This window comes from Boseongicola sp. (genome assembly GCA_014075275.1).
GTDB lineage: Bacteria > Pseudomonadota > Alphaproteobacteria > Rhodobacterales > Rhodobacteraceae.
Map to the genome: position 1 here is coordinate 37170 of CP046179.1, position 16900 is coordinate 54069.

At 55.9% G+C, this 16900-nt stretch carries 18 protein-coding genes and 1 pseudogene; 14 read left to right on the plus strand and 5 right to left on the minus strand.

The features are described from left to right. Nucleotides 1-239: 239 nt before the first annotated feature. Nucleotides 240-1124, minus strand: a complete 885-nt coding sequence (locus GKR98_00160) for a threonylcarbamoyl-AMP synthase (GenBank protein QMU59913.1) — start codon at nucleotides 1122-1124, stop codon at nucleotides 240-242. A gap of 189 nt (nucleotides 1125-1313) precedes the next feature. Between GKR98_00160 and GKR98_00165 the strand changes: the two are divergent. The 5 genes and pseudogenes from GKR98_00165 to GKR98_00185 all read left to right on the plus strand — a co-directional run bounded on the left by GKR98_00165 (nucleotide 1314) and on the right by GKR98_00185 (nucleotide 5386). Beyond that, nucleotides 1314-3021 (plus strand): annotated as a pseudogene (locus GKR98_00165) (acyl-CoA dehydrogenase). Nucleotides 3022-3029: 8 nt separating this feature from the next. Next, the gene (locus GKR98_00170) at nucleotides 3030-4064 is read left to right on the plus strand and encodes an MBL fold metallo-hydrolase (protein ID QMU56754.1); all 1035 of its coding nucleotides are present in this window, start codon (nucleotides 3030-3032) and stop codon (nucleotides 4062-4064) included. Between the two features lie 3 nt (nucleotides 4065-4067). Then, nucleotides 4068-4532 (plus strand): hypothetical protein, encoded by a 465-nt coding sequence (locus GKR98_00175; GenBank protein ID QMU56755.1) that lies wholly within the window; start codon nucleotides 4068-4070, stop codon nucleotides 4530-4532. 87 nt (nucleotides 4533-4619) lie between these two features. After that, nucleotides 4620-4754 (plus strand): aa3-type cytochrome c oxidase subunit IV, encoded by a 135-nt coding sequence (locus tag GKR98_00180; protein QMU56756.1) that lies wholly within the window; start codon nucleotides 4620-4622, stop codon nucleotides 4752-4754. Nucleotides 4755-4774: 20 nt separating this feature from the next. Then, nucleotides 4775-5386 carry a hypothetical protein gene (locus tag GKR98_00185; GenBank protein ID QMU59914.1) on the plus strand — a complete coding sequence of 204 codons (612 nt, stop codon included), beginning with the start codon at nucleotides 4775-4777 and terminating at the stop codon, nucleotides 5384-5386. On the opposite strand, the gene GKR98_00190 is transcribed toward GKR98_00185, so the two are convergent. Beyond that, nucleotides 5383-5709: an AzlD domain-containing protein gene (locus GKR98_00190; protein ID QMU56757.1), complete on the minus strand. Its 327-nt coding sequence runs from the start codon at nucleotides 5707-5709 to the stop codon at nucleotides 5383-5385. The genes GKR98_00185 and GKR98_00190 overlap by 4 nt on opposite strands. Further along, entirely contained in the window at nucleotides 5706-6407 is a 702-nt protein-coding gene (locus GKR98_00195) for a branched-chain amino acid ABC transporter permease (GenBank protein ID QMU56758.1), read from the minus strand. The genes GKR98_00190 and GKR98_00195 overlap by 4 nt, the downstream gene beginning before the upstream one ends. A gap of 56 nt (nucleotides 6408-6463) precedes the next feature. On the opposite strand from GKR98_00195, the gene GKR98_00200 reads away from it, so the two are divergent. The 5 genes from GKR98_00200 to GKR98_00220 are packed head-to-tail and all read left to right on the plus strand — an operon-like array spanning nucleotide 6464 to nucleotide 10263. Continuing rightward, nucleotides 6464-7345, plus strand: a complete 882-nt coding sequence (locus GKR98_00200; GenBank protein ID QMU56759.1) for a sulfurtransferase FdhD — start codon at nucleotides 6464-6466, stop codon at nucleotides 7343-7345. Beyond that, entirely contained in the window at nucleotides 7342-7863 is a 522-nt protein-coding gene (locus GKR98_00205; GenBank protein QMU56760.1) for a hypothetical protein, read from the plus strand. The genes GKR98_00200 and GKR98_00205 overlap by 4 nt, the downstream gene beginning before the upstream one ends. Further along, nucleotides 7860-8465, plus strand: coding sequence for a molybdenum cofactor guanylyltransferase MobA (gene mobA / locus GKR98_00210; protein ID QMU56761.1), 606 nt, complete (start codon nucleotides 7860-7862; stop codon nucleotides 8463-8465). The genes GKR98_00205 and mobA overlap by 4 nt, the downstream gene beginning before the upstream one ends. Next, nucleotides 8462-8956 (plus strand): molybdopterin-guanine dinucleotide biosynthesis protein B, encoded by a 495-nt coding sequence (mobB, locus tag GKR98_00215; GenBank protein ID QMU56762.1) that lies wholly within the window; start codon nucleotides 8462-8464, stop codon nucleotides 8954-8956. Before mobA ends, mobB begins: the two co-directional genes overlap by 4 nt. Before the next feature lie 44 nt (nucleotides 8957-9000). Further along, nucleotides 9001-10263, plus strand: a complete 1263-nt coding sequence (locus GKR98_00220) for a molybdopterin molybdenumtransferase MoeA (GenBank protein QMU56763.1) — start codon at nucleotides 9001-9003, stop codon at nucleotides 10261-10263. 91 nt (nucleotides 10264-10354) lie between these two features. Here the strand turns inward: GKR98_00220 and GKR98_00225 are convergent, their stop codons facing one another. Then, nucleotides 10355-10729 carry a rhodanese-like domain-containing protein gene (locus tag GKR98_00225; GenBank protein ID QMU56764.1) on the minus strand — a complete coding sequence of 125 codons (375 nt, stop codon included), beginning with the start codon at nucleotides 10727-10729 and terminating at the stop codon, nucleotides 10355-10357. A gap of 118 nt (nucleotides 10730-10847) precedes the next feature. Continuing rightward, nucleotides 10848-11756 carry an aldo/keto reductase gene (locus GKR98_00230; protein QMU56765.1) on the minus strand — a complete coding sequence of 303 codons (909 nt, stop codon included), beginning with the start codon at nucleotides 11754-11756 and terminating at the stop codon, nucleotides 10848-10850. 164 nt (nucleotides 11757-11920) lie between these two features. Between GKR98_00230 and GKR98_00235 the strand changes: the two genes are divergently transcribed. The 4 genes from GKR98_00235 to GKR98_00250 all read left to right on the plus strand — a co-directional run bounded on the left by GKR98_00235 (nucleotide 11921) and on the right by GKR98_00250 (nucleotide 16494). Then, nucleotides 11921-12805 carry a helix-turn-helix domain-containing protein gene (locus GKR98_00235; protein ID QMU56766.1) on the plus strand — a complete coding sequence of 295 codons (885 nt, stop codon included), beginning with the start codon at nucleotides 11921-11923 and terminating at the stop codon, nucleotides 12803-12805. A gap of 17 nt (nucleotides 12806-12822) precedes the next feature. Next, nucleotides 12823-13221, plus strand: coding sequence for a DUF1801 domain-containing protein (locus GKR98_00240; protein QMU56767.1), 399 nt, complete (start codon nucleotides 12823-12825; stop codon nucleotides 13219-13221). A 285-nt stretch (nucleotides 13222-13506) separates the two neighbouring features. Continuing rightward, on the plus strand, nucleotides 13507-14862 hold the full coding sequence (locus GKR98_00245) for an extracellular solute-binding protein (GenBank protein ID QMU56768.1): 1356 nt from the start codon (nucleotides 13507-13509) through the stop codon (nucleotides 14860-14862). A 93-nt stretch (nucleotides 14863-14955) separates the two neighbouring features. Further along, a complete protein-coding gene (locus tag GKR98_00250) occupies nucleotides 14956-16494 on the plus strand; it encodes a BCCT family transporter (protein ID QMU59915.1) in 1539 nt (512 codons plus the stop codon). Nucleotides 16495-16900: the final 406 nt, after the last annotated feature.

Below are 16900 nucleotides of genomic sequence, written 5' to 3' on the forward strand. Positions count from 1 at the left end.
GCTGCGCCCGGATCGCGGTAGGGGCTCTGCCCCTAACCCCGGAGTATTTTCCATCAGAAGAAGAACGAAATGACACCCCGATGACCTTGTCGATCACCGGGGTGCTTCTCCTGATGCGGTCATCGGTGCTCCCACCTGTACCGCCCTCTAATGCTGATACAATTTGATTAAAATTTTCCTTCTTCTGATCGAAAAAACTCTGGGGGAGTCGTCCGCAGGACGGCGGGGGCAAAGCCCCCTTAACCGCGCGGCGCGGCAGCGCGGCGCAACCGATCATTGATCGCGCGGCCGAGGCCCCGGTTTGGTATTGGGGTAACGGCAATCGGTTTGCCGCTTTGGTCAGCCTGATGCAGAAGTCTGAAGAGGTTTGCGGCGGCCTCGACCATATCGCCTGTCGATGACAGCGATATCTTGCCCTCAACCTCACCAAAGCCGATGTGGAATTCCTCGTTGTCGGCCTCGACCGCGTTCAGTCTAACCGCCGCACCTGGCGCGTAATGAGAGGCCAGTTGGCCGGGGGCGATGGGTGTTTCAGTTGTCGGGGCCGGGGCGAGCGTTTCGCCAAGACAGGCTTCGATGGCCTCAGCGGGCACGCCTCCGGCCCGTAGCAATTGGGGGCCGTCTGCAAATCCGATAATGGTCGACTCCACGCCAATCGGGCAGGGGCCGCCGTCGATAACGGCATCAATGCGCCCGGATAACCCTGCCATGACATGCTCGGCTGATGTGGGAGAGATGCGGCCTGACGGATTTGCCGAGGGCGCAGCAATCGGTCGGCCTGCGGCGTGCAAAATGGACTGCGCGATGGGGGCGTCGGGCACGCGGACTGCCAGAAGGTTACCACCTGCGGTGACCAGTTGGGAAATACCGCTGTTTGCGCGCAGTGGTAGCACCAATGTCAACGCACCGGGCCAGAAGGCCGACGCGAGGGCGGCGGCCTGGGGTGGAATATCGCAAAGGGCGGCCACGGCTGCGACATCGGGGACGTGAGCGATTAGCGGATTTAAGCTGGGGCGGTCTTTGGCGGCGAAGATACTGGCCACGGCCTGATCATTGGTGGCATCGGCTCCAAGCCCGTAGACGGTTTCAGTGGGGAACGCCACAAGGTCGCCGCGTCGCAACATGTCGGCGGCGCGGGCGATGTCGGTGGGGTCTGAACCCAGAATTACAGTGGTCTTCGGCTGCACAATCGGCCTTCCATGACATTGCGTCCGGGTTGCAGCATGATGCGTCGCCACGCATGCTTCCCCGGTGCTTTGACAGGAATTATCCGCGCAGGCAGGAATTGCCAAGTCGCGGTTTGGGGATTGGGGATGACCTACAGATCAGCAGAGTCCGATATTCGCTTTTCGCTTGAGCATGTTGTGGGGTTTTCAGACGTCGTTGCGACGGATCGTTTCAGCGATGCCACGCCTGATGTCGTGACGGCAGTTCTGGGAGAGGCGGCGAAACTTTGCGATGATGTGATCGCTCCGTTGAACCGAGGCAGCGATCTGGAGCCCGCGCGGCTGGAGAACGGTGTTGTGCGGTCTTCGCTTGGGTTCATTGAGGCGTATCGGGCCATAGCTGACGGGGGCTGGGTTGGCACCTCTGCTGCGCCGGAGTTCGGCGGTATGGGTTTGCCGTTTACGGTGACCACGGCTCTGAATGACATGATGTCGGGGGCCTGTTTGTCATTGGCATTGAATCCGCTTTTGACTTTGGGGCAGATCGAAGCGTTGGAGCATCACGCGAGCGATGCGTTGAAGGCGCTGTATCTGCCGAAACTGATCTCAGGCGAATGGTCAGGGACGATGAACCTGACGGAACCGCAGGCGGGCAGCGATGTCGGGGCGATCCGAAGTAAGGCCGAGCCGAATGGCGATGGTTCCTATGCGGTGACTGGGCAGAAGATTTTCATCACCTGGGGTGATGGGGATTTGACCGAGAATGTGGTGCATCTGGTTCTGGCGCGACTGCCGGAGGCGGTGTCAGGGACTAAGGGGATCAGCCTGTTTTTGGTGCCGAAGATATTGCCGGATGATGGTGGGGCGTTGGGGGTCGCGAACGCGCTGAAGGTGGTTTCACTGGAGCATAAGTTGGGCATTCACGGCTCACCCACTTGTGTCATGCAATACGACGGCGCGACAGGCTGGCTGGTTGGTGAAGAAAACGGCGGCATGGCAGCCGATGTTTACGATGATGAACAACGCGCGGCTGGGGGTCGGGATGCAGGGTGTGGGCGTGGCTGAGGCGGCGTATCAACATGCTCTGGACTATGCGAAGGATCGCAAGCAGGGGCGTGTCGGCGGTTCGGGCGCGATCATCGAACACGCCGATGTGCGTCGAATGCTGATGGCGATGAAAGCCGACATCTTTGCGGCGCGCTCGATTGGGCTGGCATGTTCGGTGGCCTTGGACATGGAGAAGGCGACTGGCAGCGCGGCATGGTCGGCGCGGGCGGCGTTTCTGACGCCGATTGCCAAGGCGTTCGGCACCGATGTGGGCGAGGCCGTGGCCAGCGCCGGGGTCCAGGTTCACGGCGGTATGGGGTTTATCGAGGAAACTGGTGCGGCGCAGTTTCTGCGGGATGTGCGAATTACTTCGATCTATGAAGGCACCAACGGCATACAGGCCATGGATCTGGTCGGGCGCAAGTTGATGGATGGGGGCGAGGCAGCTTTTGCCTTGCTGGATGAGATCGAAGCTGGGGCAGAAAAAGCGCGCCGCTCTTTGCCGGAACTGGGTGATGCGATTTGGAGTGCGGCCGAGACATTGCGCGAGGCGACGGAATCGTTGGTCGATCAGCCGATGGAAGATCGGTTTGCGGTGGCGGTGCCCTATCTGCGGGCTTTTGCCCGCGTTCTCGGCGCCCATTATCATGCGCGGGCGGCAATGGCGGAAGGCGGTGCCGGACCAAGATCGGCTTTGGCGCGGTTTTATGTGGCGCGTTTGCTGCCCGAACACGCGTCGCTTTTGCGGCAGGTTTCGGTAGGGGCAGAGGGGTTGTTCGACCTTAGTATTGATGATCTTTACGCCTAATGCCGGACATGCAAAGGTCACTTCGATATCCCTATGAATCGCCGCCCGGTCCGGGCGAAGCCATTGAGGTGGCCGAAGGTATCTTGTGGTTGCGGTTTCCGCTGCCGATGGCGCTGGACCATGTGAATGTCTATGCACTGGATGAAGGCGATGGCTGGACTATTGTGGACACGGGGTTCGATACCAAGCGCGCGCGGAGTATCTGGCAAAAGGTCCTGGATGGCCCACTTGCCGGGAAGCCCGTGAAACGAGTCGTGGTCACCCATCATCATCCGGACCACATTGGGTTGGCGGGATGGTTTCAGGCAGAACATGGTGCAGAGTTGCTGACAACTCGCACCGCCTGGCTGATGGAACGGATGTTGACGCTGGATGTTCAGGACCGTCCGGCACCGGAGACTGTGGAATTCTGGAAGGCCGCCGGAATGGCGCCGGATATTCTGGCCGAACGTTTAGTCGCGCGACCGTTCAATTTTGCCGACGTGGTTGCGCCATTGCCACTGGGATACACCCGGTTGCAGGACGAGCAATATCTGGAATTGGGCGGGCGGTCCTGGATGGTTTTGACCGGCAACGGACATGCGCCCGAGCATGCAACGCTCTGGTCCAGCGATTCATCTATCGTTCTTGGCGGGGATCAGTTGTTGCCTTCAATCTCGCCTAATCTTGGGGTCTATGCGACTGAGCCCACGGCTGATCCGGTGGCGGAATGGATGGAAAGTTGCGAGCGATTCAAGATTTTTGCGCTTCCTAACCAAATGATTCTGCCGGGTCACAAATTGCCGTTTGTCGGACTGCCCACGCGGTTGGATCAATTGATCGAAAACCATGAAAGCGCATTGCGCCGCCTGGATGAACATCTGAGCGAGCCTCGCACGGCAGTCGAGTGTTTCCTTCCTCTATTCAAACGCCAGATTGGCGATGGTGAGTATGGCTTGGCGATGGTCGAGGCGATGGCGCATTGTTTGCATCTGTGGCACCTTGGGCGCGTTTCGCGCGTAGTGCGGGATGATGGCGCTTATATGTGGCAGACAAAGGGGTAACCGATGGCTGATGAGATCAACACCACCGCTGAGGTGGCCGAAGCGAGCGCGATGCGGATCGGGCGCGCTGTGCATACAAACCCGGAAGGATGCCCGCCGACAGCGGAACAAGAGCCATTGCCGGACGCCATTGCGAGGAAGCCCGTTGACCAGAAAAGCCCGGCAGAATGGGCCTATGAGCGCTTGATTCTTTACATCAAGAATTTTGAGCAAACACTTGATAATGAACATGAAGTTGCGATGGGTTTAACGGATACAGGGGCGGGCGTTCTGCGTATCGAAGGTTTGGGGTATTTCGATCCTGACATCGTGACCTTTTACGGTAGCGATATGGGCGGCGCGCGCATTCAATTGGTTCAGCATGTCAGCCAACTGAACGTTGTGCTGCGTGCGAACCCCAAGGCCGTGGCTGCCGAACCGCCTCGGAGAATTGGCTTTGAGCTGGCTGAATCGTTGAACGAAGCCTGACCTGCGGCACACTGCCCCGGCCTTCCTGCGTGACAGCGAATGGGCTTTGCGCTAGGGAACAATGAAAGAGATTCCGGAGAGTTAAAAATGTCCGATCACAAGCATGGCGAAATGAAGATCGAAGACCACGAGCGGACGTTTGTTGGCTTTATACGCTGGTCGAAGAACGTTGCGATCTTTTCGATTGGCATTCTGATTTTCCTGGCGATCTTTAACACCTGATGCCTCTGGCCCTTTGGCGGATGCGACGTGTCGCGCTGCTGGGGCTGCTTCCGATATTGCTTGCTGCTTGCGGTGGTCCGGCCCAGCCGGTCTGGGCCCCGGACGAAGTCGTGAAGTCGGCCGCTTATAAGTCCGGTGGACCACCGATGCTTACGCTGTTCACTGTCATTAACCGTCAAAGCGGATCCGGCGGACATTCGGCGTTGATGATCAGTGGTGAAGAACGGATTTTGTTCGATCCGGCGGGGTCATTTGCTGTGTCGTTCGTGCCAGAGCGCAATGACGTTTTGTTTGGGATGAGTGAGCGTGCGCTTGCCGTCTATATCGATTACCACGCCCGCCAGACGTGGGATGTGCGCATACAGGAAGTCGAAGTGACTTTGGCGCAGGCGCGGGCGGCGGCGCAGTTGGCAAAAAGCTATGGTGCAGTGCCACAAGCTCAGTGCGCCTTGTCGATCACGCGAATATTGGCGCAGGTTCCAGGTTTTGAAGGCGTGGGGGTAACGTATTTTCCGAAAGCTCTTGCGGCCGACATCGCGGCTTTTCCAGGAGCGACGGATCGGTTGGTAACCGATGACGATGCCGATAAGAACCACAATGTACTGATAGAAGCGTCTTTGGTTGGCGGTTAGAGCAGGTTCTGCAGAACTATCAAAGTCGCACCGCCAGCGATAACTCCCCAAAGCATATTCTTCGTCAGATAGCTGAGCGCCAGAGCCGCAAAAGCTGCTGCCAGTCGCGCTGGGTCGGGATCACCATCGGTTGCGACGGGCCAGATTGCCAGCGGAGCAACCAGACCCGGAAGCACAGCCACAGGGGTATAACGGAGGTGTCGCAGTACCCAATCGGGCATCTTCCGATCGCCGACCAGGCCAAAAAACGAGAAGCGGCTGAAGTATGTGCCTATCCCGAGTAGGACGATGATGGTCCAGATTTCAAAGGTTGAATAGCTCATCGTCCGCGTCGCCTTTCCACCTCGGCCCCAACGGCCATGGCGATTACCCCGGCAATCAGAATGCCGATGCCCGAGGGCAGGATCGTGAAGATCAGTGCCAGCACGACAGAGCTTACGGCGGCAGCCAGGTGCGCCAGTGTTTTCAGCATTGGGCCAACCAGCGAGAAGAATAGGATTGGCATGGCAAAATCGAGCGCGATGCCCTCGGGGATGGCGGAACCGGCGACGGCGCCCACATAGGTGAAGATGAACCACAAAGGGAACGTCAGGATCATTGTGCCCATGAAAAACGTGACTTTTTCGTGTGTTGTAAGCTCTGGTGGGTCTTCATAGCGGCTGATCGAGACGGCATAGCTGGCGTCGACATTTAGATAGGCAACCAGAACCCGCTGCCAGAACGTTGCTTCGCGCAAGTGGGGTTGCAGGCTGGCCGAATACATGGCCATCCGCAAATTAACTGCCAGAGACGCGGCCAGAACAACCCATACTGGTACGGCCTCGGTCATCAGTTGGACGGCTGTGAATTGCGACGCACCAGCAATTACTAAAACCGAAAAACCCATTGTCTGTGGAACAGTTAATCCAGCCTCGGTTGCAACCACGCCAAAAAGCATCGCAAACGGAATGCCGATCACGACAAAGGGAAGGCCGGCAATAAAGCCTGCGCGAAACGCCGATTTTGTGGTGGTCGATGCCATCGGGTCGTCCTAGTGTTCCTATTGCGAATACCGCAGGTAGGAGAGTTCTACAATTCATGCAGGGTGACAATGCGGATCAATTCCTGATCAGGCCAGATCCGTTGGATGACGGTCTGACCCGAGCCGTCAGTGGGCTGGACGAGCATGGCCGCCCCAGCGAAATTGCTGTGGTTGAAGAGCGGCCTTTGACGATCTTCCTGAACGGGCAGGAGATTGTGACGGCAATGACCATCGGGGACTATCCAAAGTATCTTGCGCTTGGGTTCTTGAAGAACCAGGGCATGCTGCAGGAAGGCGAAGTGGTTCTGGGTGTCGATTTCGACAGAGATTTGGAAACTGTCGTGGTGCGCACCGACGGCGAGACGGATTACGAAGAGAAGCTGAAAAAGAAAACCCGCACCAGTGGTTGCGCAGTTGGGACTGTGTTTGGCGACATGATGGAGGGGCTGGAAGGTATCAGCCTGCCGAGCACCGAAGTGCGCACATCTTGGCTTTATGCGCTGGCGGACCAGATCAACCGCACGCCGTCGCTTTATCTGGCGGCGGGCGCCATTCATGGCACGGTGCTGTGTCAGGGCGACCGCCCTTTGGTCTATATGGAAGACGTCGGACGCCATAATGCGGTCGACAAAATTGCAGGCTGGATGCTGTCGGAGGGCGTAACAGGCGACGACAAGATACTTTACACCACCGGACGGCTAACATCGGAAATGGTCATTAAATGCGCGATGATGGGCATCCCGGCGCTTGCGTCGCGGTCTGGGTTTACAGCATGGGGCGTCGATATTGCGCGCGAGGTTGGCTTGACGTTGATTGGCAGAATGAGGGGGCGCAGGTTCATTTGCCTGGCCGGTGAAGATCGCCTGGTTCGGGATGCAGATCCCAAATCTGTCAGCGACGACGAGCGTCGAAACAGACGCAAGGGGGCGAAGGAATGAGCGACAACATTAGCGTGCGCTTTGCATATGACCGGGCGCTGACGCGCCGCGCAATGACAGGATGGTGGCAAAGCATCGTGCCGCCCGAGCCCTTTTTGAAGCGCGCCATCATCTGGGCAGGTATATGGTTTGGCTTGTTGTTGGTCACTTTTGCCATTACCGCCTATGGCCTAACGCCGTATTTCACCGTGGCTGGATTGGCCGGAGCCGGTGTTATGGTCGCGGCATTTTCCTATTTACAGCGCACGCGCATGAGCCGTTTCTGGGACGAAGTCGGCAGCCATTGGGATCGCGCTGGTGAAACGCAAGTGGATTTCAATCAGATGGGCGTACGGATCCGTGATGGCGTCTCAGAACGTCGCCTGAAGTGGTCAGCGATCGATGCAATCAAAACTGTGAAGGGCGGAACGGTGTTTCGGTCCGCTGTATCGATGTTGGTTGTGCCGGATGCGGCTTTGCCAGGTGGCATGACGGCAAAAGATTTTCGCGCACAGCTGACAGATTGGCGAACATCGTGAAGCAACCCTTAGGTGTCATTTTGGCAGGTGGTTTGGCGACTCGGATGGGCGGCGGCGACAAGGGTTTGTTGCCCCTGGGCGGCGGCACGATCATGAGCCAAGTGGTGGCACGGTTGCAGCCACAAGTTGCAGATCTGGCGTTAAATGCAAACGGCGACGCCAGCCGGTTTGATGACCTGGGACTGCCGGTAATTCCGGATTCTGTCGACGGGTTCGCCGGACCACTGGCGGGGGTTCTGGCTGGTCTCGACTGGGCTGCCGAAAAAGGGGCTACCCACATTGTAACGGCTGCAGCTGACACGCCCTTTTTCCCTTGTGATCTGGTGCCCCAGCTCATGCTCGCTGCTGATGTTGCGGGTAAACCCATCGCGCTTGCGCGCACCGAAAACGGACGACATCCAACATTTGGATATTGGCCGGTAGATTTACGCAACGATCTGCGCGCGGCATTGATGGATGGCGTGCGCAAGGTCGTTGCCTGGACAGACGAGCACGGGACTGCGATGGCTGACTTCGACGACCAGCCGTTTGATCCATTTTTCAACGTCAACACGCCGGAAGATCTTGAGCGTGCCCAAACCCTACTGGAGGCATCAACATGAAGGTTTACGGAGTTGTCGGATGGAAAAACTCAGGCAAAACAGGGCTTGTAACACGGTTGGTGGCCGAGTTTGTGGCGCGCGGCTTTATGGTTTCGACTATCAAGCATGCCCACCACGCCTTTGATGTGGATCATGAGGGCACCGACAGTTTTCGCCATCGTGCCGCCGGAGCCAGTGAAGTTATGCTGACCAGCGGTGCCCGCTGGGCCCTGATGCATGAGTTGCGTGATGCGCCCGAGCCTGGGTTTGATGATCTTCGGCAAAGGCTTTCACCCGTGGATTTGGTGCTGGTCGAGGGATACAAGTTAGAGAATTTCCCTAAAATCGAGGTTCATCGCGCTGTCAGCAAGGCCGATATCCTTGGCGAAGGAGACGACAATGTACGTGCCATTGCATCGGACTGCGGCAAGATACTGACCGGTCGCCCAGCTTTTCAGCTTGATGATACCAACGCCATCGCGGATTTCATTCAATCCGAGCTTCAGTTATGATGTCTTTTGAAGGGGTTGTGTCGATCTGATCCCACGGGGAGCAAATGTCCGATCTAAAGCCACCAAGGCTGAATAACGACTGTTTTGCATTGCCGCCGGGCGTCGATTGGACGCCGGTAGATCAGGCATTGGAGCGCCTTGAGGCGGGCATGGTTTGCGTGACGGCGGTCGAAACCAAGCCGGCAGTTGAAGCTGCCGGTCTGATCCTTGCCGAAGATGTTTTAGCGCAGCGCGCCAATCCCCCTGCCGCTAATTCTGCGGTGGACGGCTATGGGTTTGCCCATGCCGCAACAGGGGGCGGAGACCAGAAATTGCCGTTGGTGTCGGGGCGTGCAGCTGCAGGGCAGCCGTATTCCGGCAATGTGCCAGCTGGAAAAGCCGTCCGCATCTTGACCGGAGCACTGCTGCCGGGCGGAGTCGACACCGTTATTCTGGAAGAAGATGTGGCCCACGACGAAACACACATCGCGTTTAATGGTCCTGTCAAACTCGGTGCGAACTGCCGCCGCGCGGGCGAAGATGTTGATGCCGGACAAGTCGTGGCAACCGCAGGAAAGAGGCTTGGGCCACCGGAGCGCGCCATATTGGCAGCAACTGGTGTGACCGAAGTGCAGGTGCGGCGCCCACTAAAGGTTGGCGTGCTATCAACCGGGGACGAACTGGCAGCACCTGGCAGCACCTTTGATCTGGCGCGCACATTTGACGCCAACCGGCCCATGTTGTTGAGCTTGTTGGCGGAATGGGGTTTCGAAGCCGTTGATCTCGAACATGTTGGCGACGATCGCGAGAAGCTGCGCGGCGTGCTGGATGCATCTGCCAGAAAGGTCGATGCAATTTTGACTTCCGGTGGAGCCTCTGCTGGCGACGAAGATCATCTGGCGGCCATTCTTGGCGAAGAGGGTTTTCGGCAGGATTGGCGCATCGCCTTGAAGCCTGGGCGGCCTCTGGCTCTGGGACTTTGGAACGGGTGCCCAATTTTCGGCTTGCCCGGCAATCCGGTTGCTGCGCTGGTCTGCGCAATGATATTTGCGCGTCCCGCGCTTGGGGTCATGGCCGGCGAGCCCTGGAAAACGCCGCAGTCGTTTAAGGTTCCCGCCGCCTTTGCAAAGACCAAAAAACCTGGACGCCGGGAATACCTGCGCGCCAGAATGACGGCGGACGGCCGCGCAGAGGTCTTTGCTTCAGAAGGATCTGGGCGTATTTCCGGGTTGGCCTGGGCCGATGGCCTGGTCGAGTTGGGCGATGGTGGTCAAAAGATCGCTGCGGGTGATCTCGTGCGCTATATACCTTTTGCCAGCTTTCGCTGATCTAGCACATTATTGGCCCGGAAATATCCCAGGGGGTGCGGGGGACAGCGTCCCCCGCCCGTCGCGACGGGGCCGGAAGGCCCGGCGCAATTTAGTCTTCGACCGGACCGCCAGCCTCTTTCCAGGACGAAAACCCGCCAACATTAGAGACGTTCTGATACCCCATGTCCTTCATGGTCTTGCCGGTCAACGCGGCCTGTCCACCGGCACCGCAGATCAAAACGATATCGGCATCCTTGCTCAGGCCTGGATGATGCAGGGCGTGGGTGTCGTCACCGCGAAACTCCATCATGCCACGCGAGATACGCAGCGCGCCCGCAATTGTGCCCGAGGCAGCAATTTCGCCGCTGTCGCGAACATCGACAAAAACGCTGCCACCTGCGGCATGTTTGGCGATGCCGTCTTCGGCTGATATTTTGGGAACGACGGCGTTGGCTTCGGCCAGATAGTTTTCGGCGGTCTTCATACGTTTAACTCCTGTTGGCATTGTCTCATCTTAAATAGACCGATCCGCGGTATACACAACTGTCGAACATGTCTTTTTACAGGTGTCCATTTCGCAATTATTGTTTAGCGTTAAACTATCACCCCATCATGCTTGGATCACCAGTTGCCCAAGCCAGGGCTTCGCCGCGATCCATCGCCTGAATGTCCGCCATGTCACTGTCTTCGATACGGAAAGAAAAGAGATCGATGTTCTGTTGCATGCGTCCGGAATTCAGACTCTTCGGCAAAACCGCGTAACCGTTCTGGACGCCCCAGCGCAAAAGTAACTGCGCTTCGGTGGTATTGTATTTCTGAGCCAACGCCTTGAATGGTGCGCTTTGGCCTTTCATGTCCTCGGTTTTGGCACTGTCTTGGCCAGGTTCCGTGCGCCATGTCGAAAGTGGTGCAAGACTGGAATACGCTATAGGTGCGATGCCATGCGCGTTCATATGCGCGATCAACTCGGGCTTCTGAGACCAGGGATGTAGCTCGATCTGATTAGCGTCGGGCTCTGGCAGGCCGGCATCGTTGATTTCGTCCAAATGGGCAGTTGTGAAGTTGCTGACGCCAACCGCGCGTGCCTTGCCCGCAGATTTAAGATCTAAGAGGGCGCGCCATTGGTCCAGGCGTTCGTCACCGCCCGACGGCGCGTGGATCAGATAGAGGTCGACAAAATCAGTATCGAGTTTGGCGAGGCTTTCTTCGAACGCTTCGACAGTCTGGTCGTAGGTTTTTGGCGCATCCCCCCAGGCGGCATTGCCGGGCCAAAGTTTGGTGGTAATGAAAACGTCATCGCGTTGAAGTCCGTTTGCCGAAAGAGCCTCACGAATTCCCGCTCCGACCCCGGTTTCGTTTTGGTATCCGGCTGCAGTGTCAATGTGGCGATACCCGTTTTGTATAGCTGTGGACACGGCCATCGGTACCATTTCGTCAGAGATCAGATAAGTGCCGAAACCAACCATTGGCATGACTGTCGTTTCATTTAGCTCGAGTGTTTGCATGGTCATTTCAATTCGTCCTGAGTTCTGTTGATCTGTGATGAACTTAGAGACTTGCCGTTAATCTGGCTTGCATCATCCTGTGAATTTTCTGCCTATTCCTACGAGGTTTAGAATTTTTAGGTGAATTTTTCGACCGTAGACTCTAAAGATGGCAATGAAAGGAGCGGCATTTGACACTGGCAACTTTAATAGAGCGCGCAGAGCGATATGAAGCTAAATTTCAGACAAATAACGCTAGTTTGCATCCCGGGCTTATTGTGCTGCGCAAAGATCGCCCCAGCGCGATTGAGGCAGTTGTTTACAATCCGGTCGTTTGTCTGATCTTACGAGGGGCGAAAGAAACGGCTATTGGTCGTATGTCGGTCGCATTGAGTGCTGGCGATGCTCTAGTTGTCAGCCACGAGCTACCTGTTGTTTCAAAAATAACCCAGGCAAGTTCTGCAGCACCCTATCTCGCAATTGTCTTGTCATTGGATCTGACTGTGGTGCGCAGCCTATACGAGCAAGTTGGGGCGGACGTGCCCTCGGACTCTGTTGCACGTTCGCTGAGCGCGGGCGCTGCCGATCCGATTTGGGCCGATGCGTTGGAACGTTATCTGGTAGCGGTCGAAACGCCACTTGAGGCTGATGTTCTGGGGCCACTCATTCTGCGCGAGTTACATTTCCGCCTATTGATGTCGTCGCTTGGGGGGATGCTGCGCAATTTGCTGGCAGTTGATAGCCACGCCAGCCGCGTGGCACGCGCAATCTCAAGAATCCGTGCGGATTTCCGTCAACCGCTAGCTGTTCCAGACCTTGCGCAATTGGTGGGAATGAGCGCTTCTTCATTTCACGAGCACTTCAAGGCGGTAACTGGAACGACGCCGCTTCAGTATCAAAAGGACTTGAGAATGATCGAAGCGCGCGGGCTTTTGCAGGGCGGGAATTGGTCTGTATCTGCTGCGAGTTTTGAAGTCGGATACGAAAGTCCCGCGCAGTTCAGCCGGGAATACACCCGAAAATTTGGAATTCCACCCAGTCGGGATACCGGTAGGGTCAGTTTGCAGGTGGCATGAATCGAAGAGGAATCGCGATGGCGCAGGGTGATATGTTTGCCAGTGCTGACGTTGCGAAGGCGTTTGATGCCATCCCGGCGGACTGTCATTCTGTTCTATTGGCTCTTCGGCGTCTTATTTACCAAGTTGCAATAGAATGCCCTGAAGTGGGCAGGGTAGAAGAGTGGGGGCAGCCCGCGTATCTGACGTCCGAGACCAAATCTGGGACAACGGTCCGGCTTGGGCAAGCGAGGGACGGTCGCGCAGCCATTTTCACGCATTGCCAAACCAGCGTTGTTTCGGAATTTCGGCAGATTTTTCCGGAAGCTTTCGAGTATGATGGTACTCGTGCGGTGCTATTAGGCGATTTAGGTGATGCGAAACTTGAAAAGCTGGCTTTTCTGATGCAGTCGGCACTGACTTATCATTTGCGCTGAGCCATTGTGAGTAAAGCGAACTCTCACAAAGTATCCGACATTTCAGCTATGGAATAACGTTCCTTAGAATCAACTGTTTAAAGCAGCTTTGATGTGCTGAATGTCGGCACAATTTCAAAGTGATTGCAGTGAAACAGATTCGATTTCTACAATCGCGGGCGCTACTGACAATGAATGTTACAAACACATTGGGCTTTCCGCTATGAAACGGGCTTATATTATCGCAATTTATTCGACGTGAGTGTAAATTTGGTCGTTTGTTAACATTCCGATGTCGCTTTTTGTATGCGGCGACCCGTCTTTGTGACAATCATGTGGCATGGCTTTCACGGCACCTTCACGAGCAATCGTCTGTACTCATATGATCAACATCATGCAGTTCCGAGCGAAACAACAGTTTCGTCGTGCTTGGCCAGATTATCGCGCGCTTTGCTGCTCCTGCCGCGGCGCAAATATTCCATTCCAAAAACAAACAAACGGGGGATTCACATGAGTCGTTATCGAGACCGCTCAGGTGGGGCATTGCTAACTGCGTGTGCAGTGATGTTCATGACACTGTCGGGAGGAGCCAGCCAGGCGCAGGATTCAGCAGCTATGGCGAAACCGAGTCCAGAGATTACATTTACGTCATGGACCGGCCCATATATGCGCAGCCAGATGCTGGGGTTTGTGCGGCCTTTCGAGAATGCAAATGATGTTAGTGTTAATGTTGCACACTACAACGGCGGCATTTCGGAAATCCGTGACCAAGTCGAAAGTGCCAACGTAATTTGGGATGTGGTTGATCTGACGCAGGCCGATTCACTTAGAGCCTGTGAAGAAGGACTATTGGAAGATTTATCCGGAATTTCCTTGCCGGCTGGTGCAGACGGAACTCCGGCTAGCGATGATTTTGTTGAGGGCGCGCTGAACGAATGCGGCGTCGGCGTCATCGTTTGGGGCACGGCATTTGCCTATGACAACAATGCTTTTGGCGACAGCCCACCTGCGACAATTGCGGATTTCTTCGATACCGAAAATTTCCCGGGCCCCAGAGCAATTCGCAATGATCCAACAGTCATCATGGAATGGGCGTTGATGGCCGACGGAGTTGCACGGGACGATGTCTATTCGACACTGGAAACCGACGCGGGCGTTGTTCGCGCCTTTGCGAGGATGGAGTCAATTCGTCCAGACCTTCAGCTTTGGAGTACCGGGCGTGAACCTATTAGAATGCTGAACGCAGGCGAGGCTGCAATGTCGTCCGTCTGGGCAACGACTGGTGCTGTTGCGTCGCGAGAAGAAGGTGCGGAGTTCACCATGATTTTTGATGGTCGAGTGATTGAACTTGACCTGTTCGGCATCCCAAAAGGAACCCGTTACAAACAAGAAGCGATCGACTTTATCCGCTTCGCAAGCAGCAGTGAATCGTTGGCTAATATGGTGACGCATTTGCCCAATGGTCCAACCCGGAAATCATCGCTCGCAATGCTGTCGGATGATGTTTTGTCGCGAATTCCAAATGGTCCGGCTTTCGATGACAAGGTTCACATCCTGTCAGACGCCGATTGGTGGTCGAAGAACCACGGTCGTCTGGAGGAAGCTTTCCAAGCATGGTTGACCGTTGCGGCACGTCAAGGTGCAGCTGGTTCAACGCGTTGATCCAGGCCAACAGGATAAAGAGGGATAAAAATGAGTAACGAAACAACAGAGACTCCTCGCAACATGGTTGCAGAGTCTGGCCCTTTCAAAGGGATGAACGTTCTGATGGGCGTGGCCTCGATGGTCATGATCCTCGGATTTGTGATCTACACGATCAGTGACGTCGAGGCTTCCAGCGAAGTCTTTGCTGCCGGTAAGAACTTTATTATCGGCACGATGGATTGGTTTTATGTCGTCGTCGTAAACATCGCGCTGTTCTTTGTATTCTGGCTAATGGTCAGCAGGTTTGGCAATGTAAAGCTGGGCAAGGATGACGATGAGCCGGACTTTTCCACGTTCTCGTGGATTTGTATGCTGTTCAGCGCCGGTCTTGGTTCCGGTCTGATCTATTGGGGTGTTGCCGAGCCGATGTATCACATCCAGGGCAGCCCATTTCTGACCAAGGGCGGGATCGAGCCTGGCTCGGTTGATGCAGCGATCTCGGCTGTCACAGTGACCAATTTCCACTGGGGTTTCCATGGTTGGGGTCTTTATGTGCTGGTAGGTCTAAGCCTTGCGTATTTCTCGTATCGCCGTGACCTTCCGCTGACGCTTCGCACAGCGCTGTATCCGGTTCTGAAAGAGCGCATTTACGGTCCTTGGGGCCATCTGGTGGATCTGATCGGTGTCTTCGGCACCATCTTCGGCCTGGCAACGTCGCTGGGTCTTGGTGTGACGCCGATTGCTGCGGGTCTGGAAAACCTTGGATGGATGACCAACACCCAGACAAACCAGCTTATTCTGGTGGCCATTATCACTTGTCTCGGAACTGCCTCGGCGGCGTCGGGTGTGGGTAAAGGCGTGCGTATCTTGTCCGAGTGCAACGTTATGGCTTCGGTTGGGTTGCTGATCTTGTTCATCATCCTTGGGCCAACGGCCTTCTTGCTGGGCATCACAATCTCTGGCTTCGGAGACTATCTGTGGAACGTTATTCCTATGGGTTTCTGGATCAACGGTGAGCCTGATAACCAATGGCAGAGCTGGTGGACCATCTTCTATTGGGGTTGGTGGATCGCTTGGTGCCCATTTGTGGGTCTGTTCATCGCGCGCGTCTCTAAGGGGCGCACGATACGACAGTTCTGCTTCTGTGTTCTGTTGATCCCGACATCCGTCGTCATGCTGTGGATGGGCGTCTTTGGTGGTGCTGCCGCTGGTGTGGATCTGTTCTATGGAACTGGTGTGGTCGATGCCGTGAATGCGGATTATGCGACCGGCGTGTTCAAAACTGTCGAGGGATTTGGCTATAGCGCATTGGTCTATCCGATCACGGTGCTGATCACGGTTCTGCTGATTTCGTGGTTCGTAACGTCATCGGATTCGGGCACATTGGTTATGTGCACGATGTTGTCGATGGGCGACGAGCACCCACCGGTAAAGTTCCGGATTTTCTGGGGTCTAACCTCGGGTGTGGTTGCGGGTGTCTTGATGCTTGCGGGCGGTCTGAGCGCGCTTCAGACGGCATCAATTGTGGCCGGTTTGCCGATTGCTGTGATCCTGTTGTTCATGATCTACGGCATCGTCAAATCGCTGCATGAAGATCATCCGGTTCCAGACGTCGAAGACAAGTATGACCTTGAGTTCCTGAACCGCTAAGTCGGGAAACTAAGACAGAAATCATGAAGAGGAGCAGGAAACTGCTCCTCTTTTTTTGTGGCAGCGGCAAGTTTCCTGATTTTCACTCAGTGGGACCACGGGTGATCGGTTAACGAGGCCTTATGGCAACGGTCGGTCGCGGGGCGTTGCGTCCGGCCTCCCAAATGATTAACGCCATAAAACACAGGGGATCGGGTGATTTGGCCCTGTCTGTATCGCGTCGGCATTACGTCGGTATTACGTCGGTGCCCTTATCCGGTGTTGCGCGTTCGCACACCAGATTTGGTGCGCGCGGTAAGGAAGGTTAAGGGTGGGTTAATGTTTGGAGAATGGTTTTTGGTGCAGATGTTAAAATTCTGACTTCGGATCGCCGAGTACAAATGAGGCGTTGAAAATCGCTGCTTGG

Coding starts and splice junctions, on each gene's coding strand:
- GKR98_00160 (QMU59913.1), bottom strand. CDS start 1,124: ATGTTGCGACGCGGCGACCTTGTGGCGTTCCCCACTGAAACCGTCTAC.
- GKR98_00170 (QMU56754.1), top strand. CDS start 3,030: ATGCAAAGGTCACTTCGATATCCCTATGAATCGCCGCCCGGTCCGGGC.
- GKR98_00175 (QMU56755.1), top strand. CDS start 4,068: ATGGCTGATGAGATCAACACCACCGCTGAGGTGGCCGAAGCGAGCGCG.
- GKR98_00180 (QMU56756.1), top strand. CDS start 4,620: ATGTCCGATCACAAGCATGGCGAAATGAAGATCGAAGACCACGAGCGG.
- GKR98_00185 (QMU59914.1), top strand. CDS start 4,775: ATGCGACGTGTCGCGCTGCTGGGGCTGCTTCCGATATTGCTTGCTGCT.
- GKR98_00190 (QMU56757.1), bottom strand. CDS start 5,709: ATGAGCTATTCAACCTTTGAAATCTGGACCATCATCGTCCTACTCGGG.
- GKR98_00195 (QMU56758.1), bottom strand. CDS start 6,407: ATGGCATCGACCACCACAAAATCGGCGTTTCGCGCAGGCTTTATTGCC.
- GKR98_00200 (QMU56759.1), top strand. CDS start 6,464: ATGCAGGGTGACAATGCGGATCAATTCCTGATCAGGCCAGATCCGTTG.
- GKR98_00205 (QMU56760.1), top strand. CDS start 7,342: ATGAGCGACAACATTAGCGTGCGCTTTGCATATGACCGGGCGCTGACG.
- mobB (QMU56762.1), top strand. CDS start 8,462: ATGAAGGTTTACGGAGTTGTCGGATGGAAAAACTCAGGCAAAACAGGG.
- GKR98_00220 (QMU56763.1), top strand. CDS start 9,001: ATGTCCGATCTAAAGCCACCAAGGCTGAATAACGACTGTTTTGCATTG.
- GKR98_00225 (QMU56764.1), bottom strand. CDS start 10,729: ATGAAGACCGCCGAAAACTATCTGGCCGAAGCCAACGCCGTCGTTCCC.
- GKR98_00230 (QMU56765.1), bottom strand. CDS start 11,756: ATGACCATGCAAACACTCGAGCTAAATGAAACGACAGTCATGCCAATG.
- GKR98_00240 (QMU56767.1), top strand. CDS start 12,823: ATGGCGCAGGGTGATATGTTTGCCAGTGCTGACGTTGCGAAGGCGTTT.
- GKR98_00245 (QMU56768.1), top strand. CDS start 13,507: ATGCGGCGACCCGTCTTTGTGACAATCATGTGGCATGGCTTTCACGGC.
- GKR98_00250 (QMU59915.1), top strand. CDS start 14,956: ATGAACGTTCTGATGGGCGTGGCCTCGATGGTCATGATCCTCGGATTT.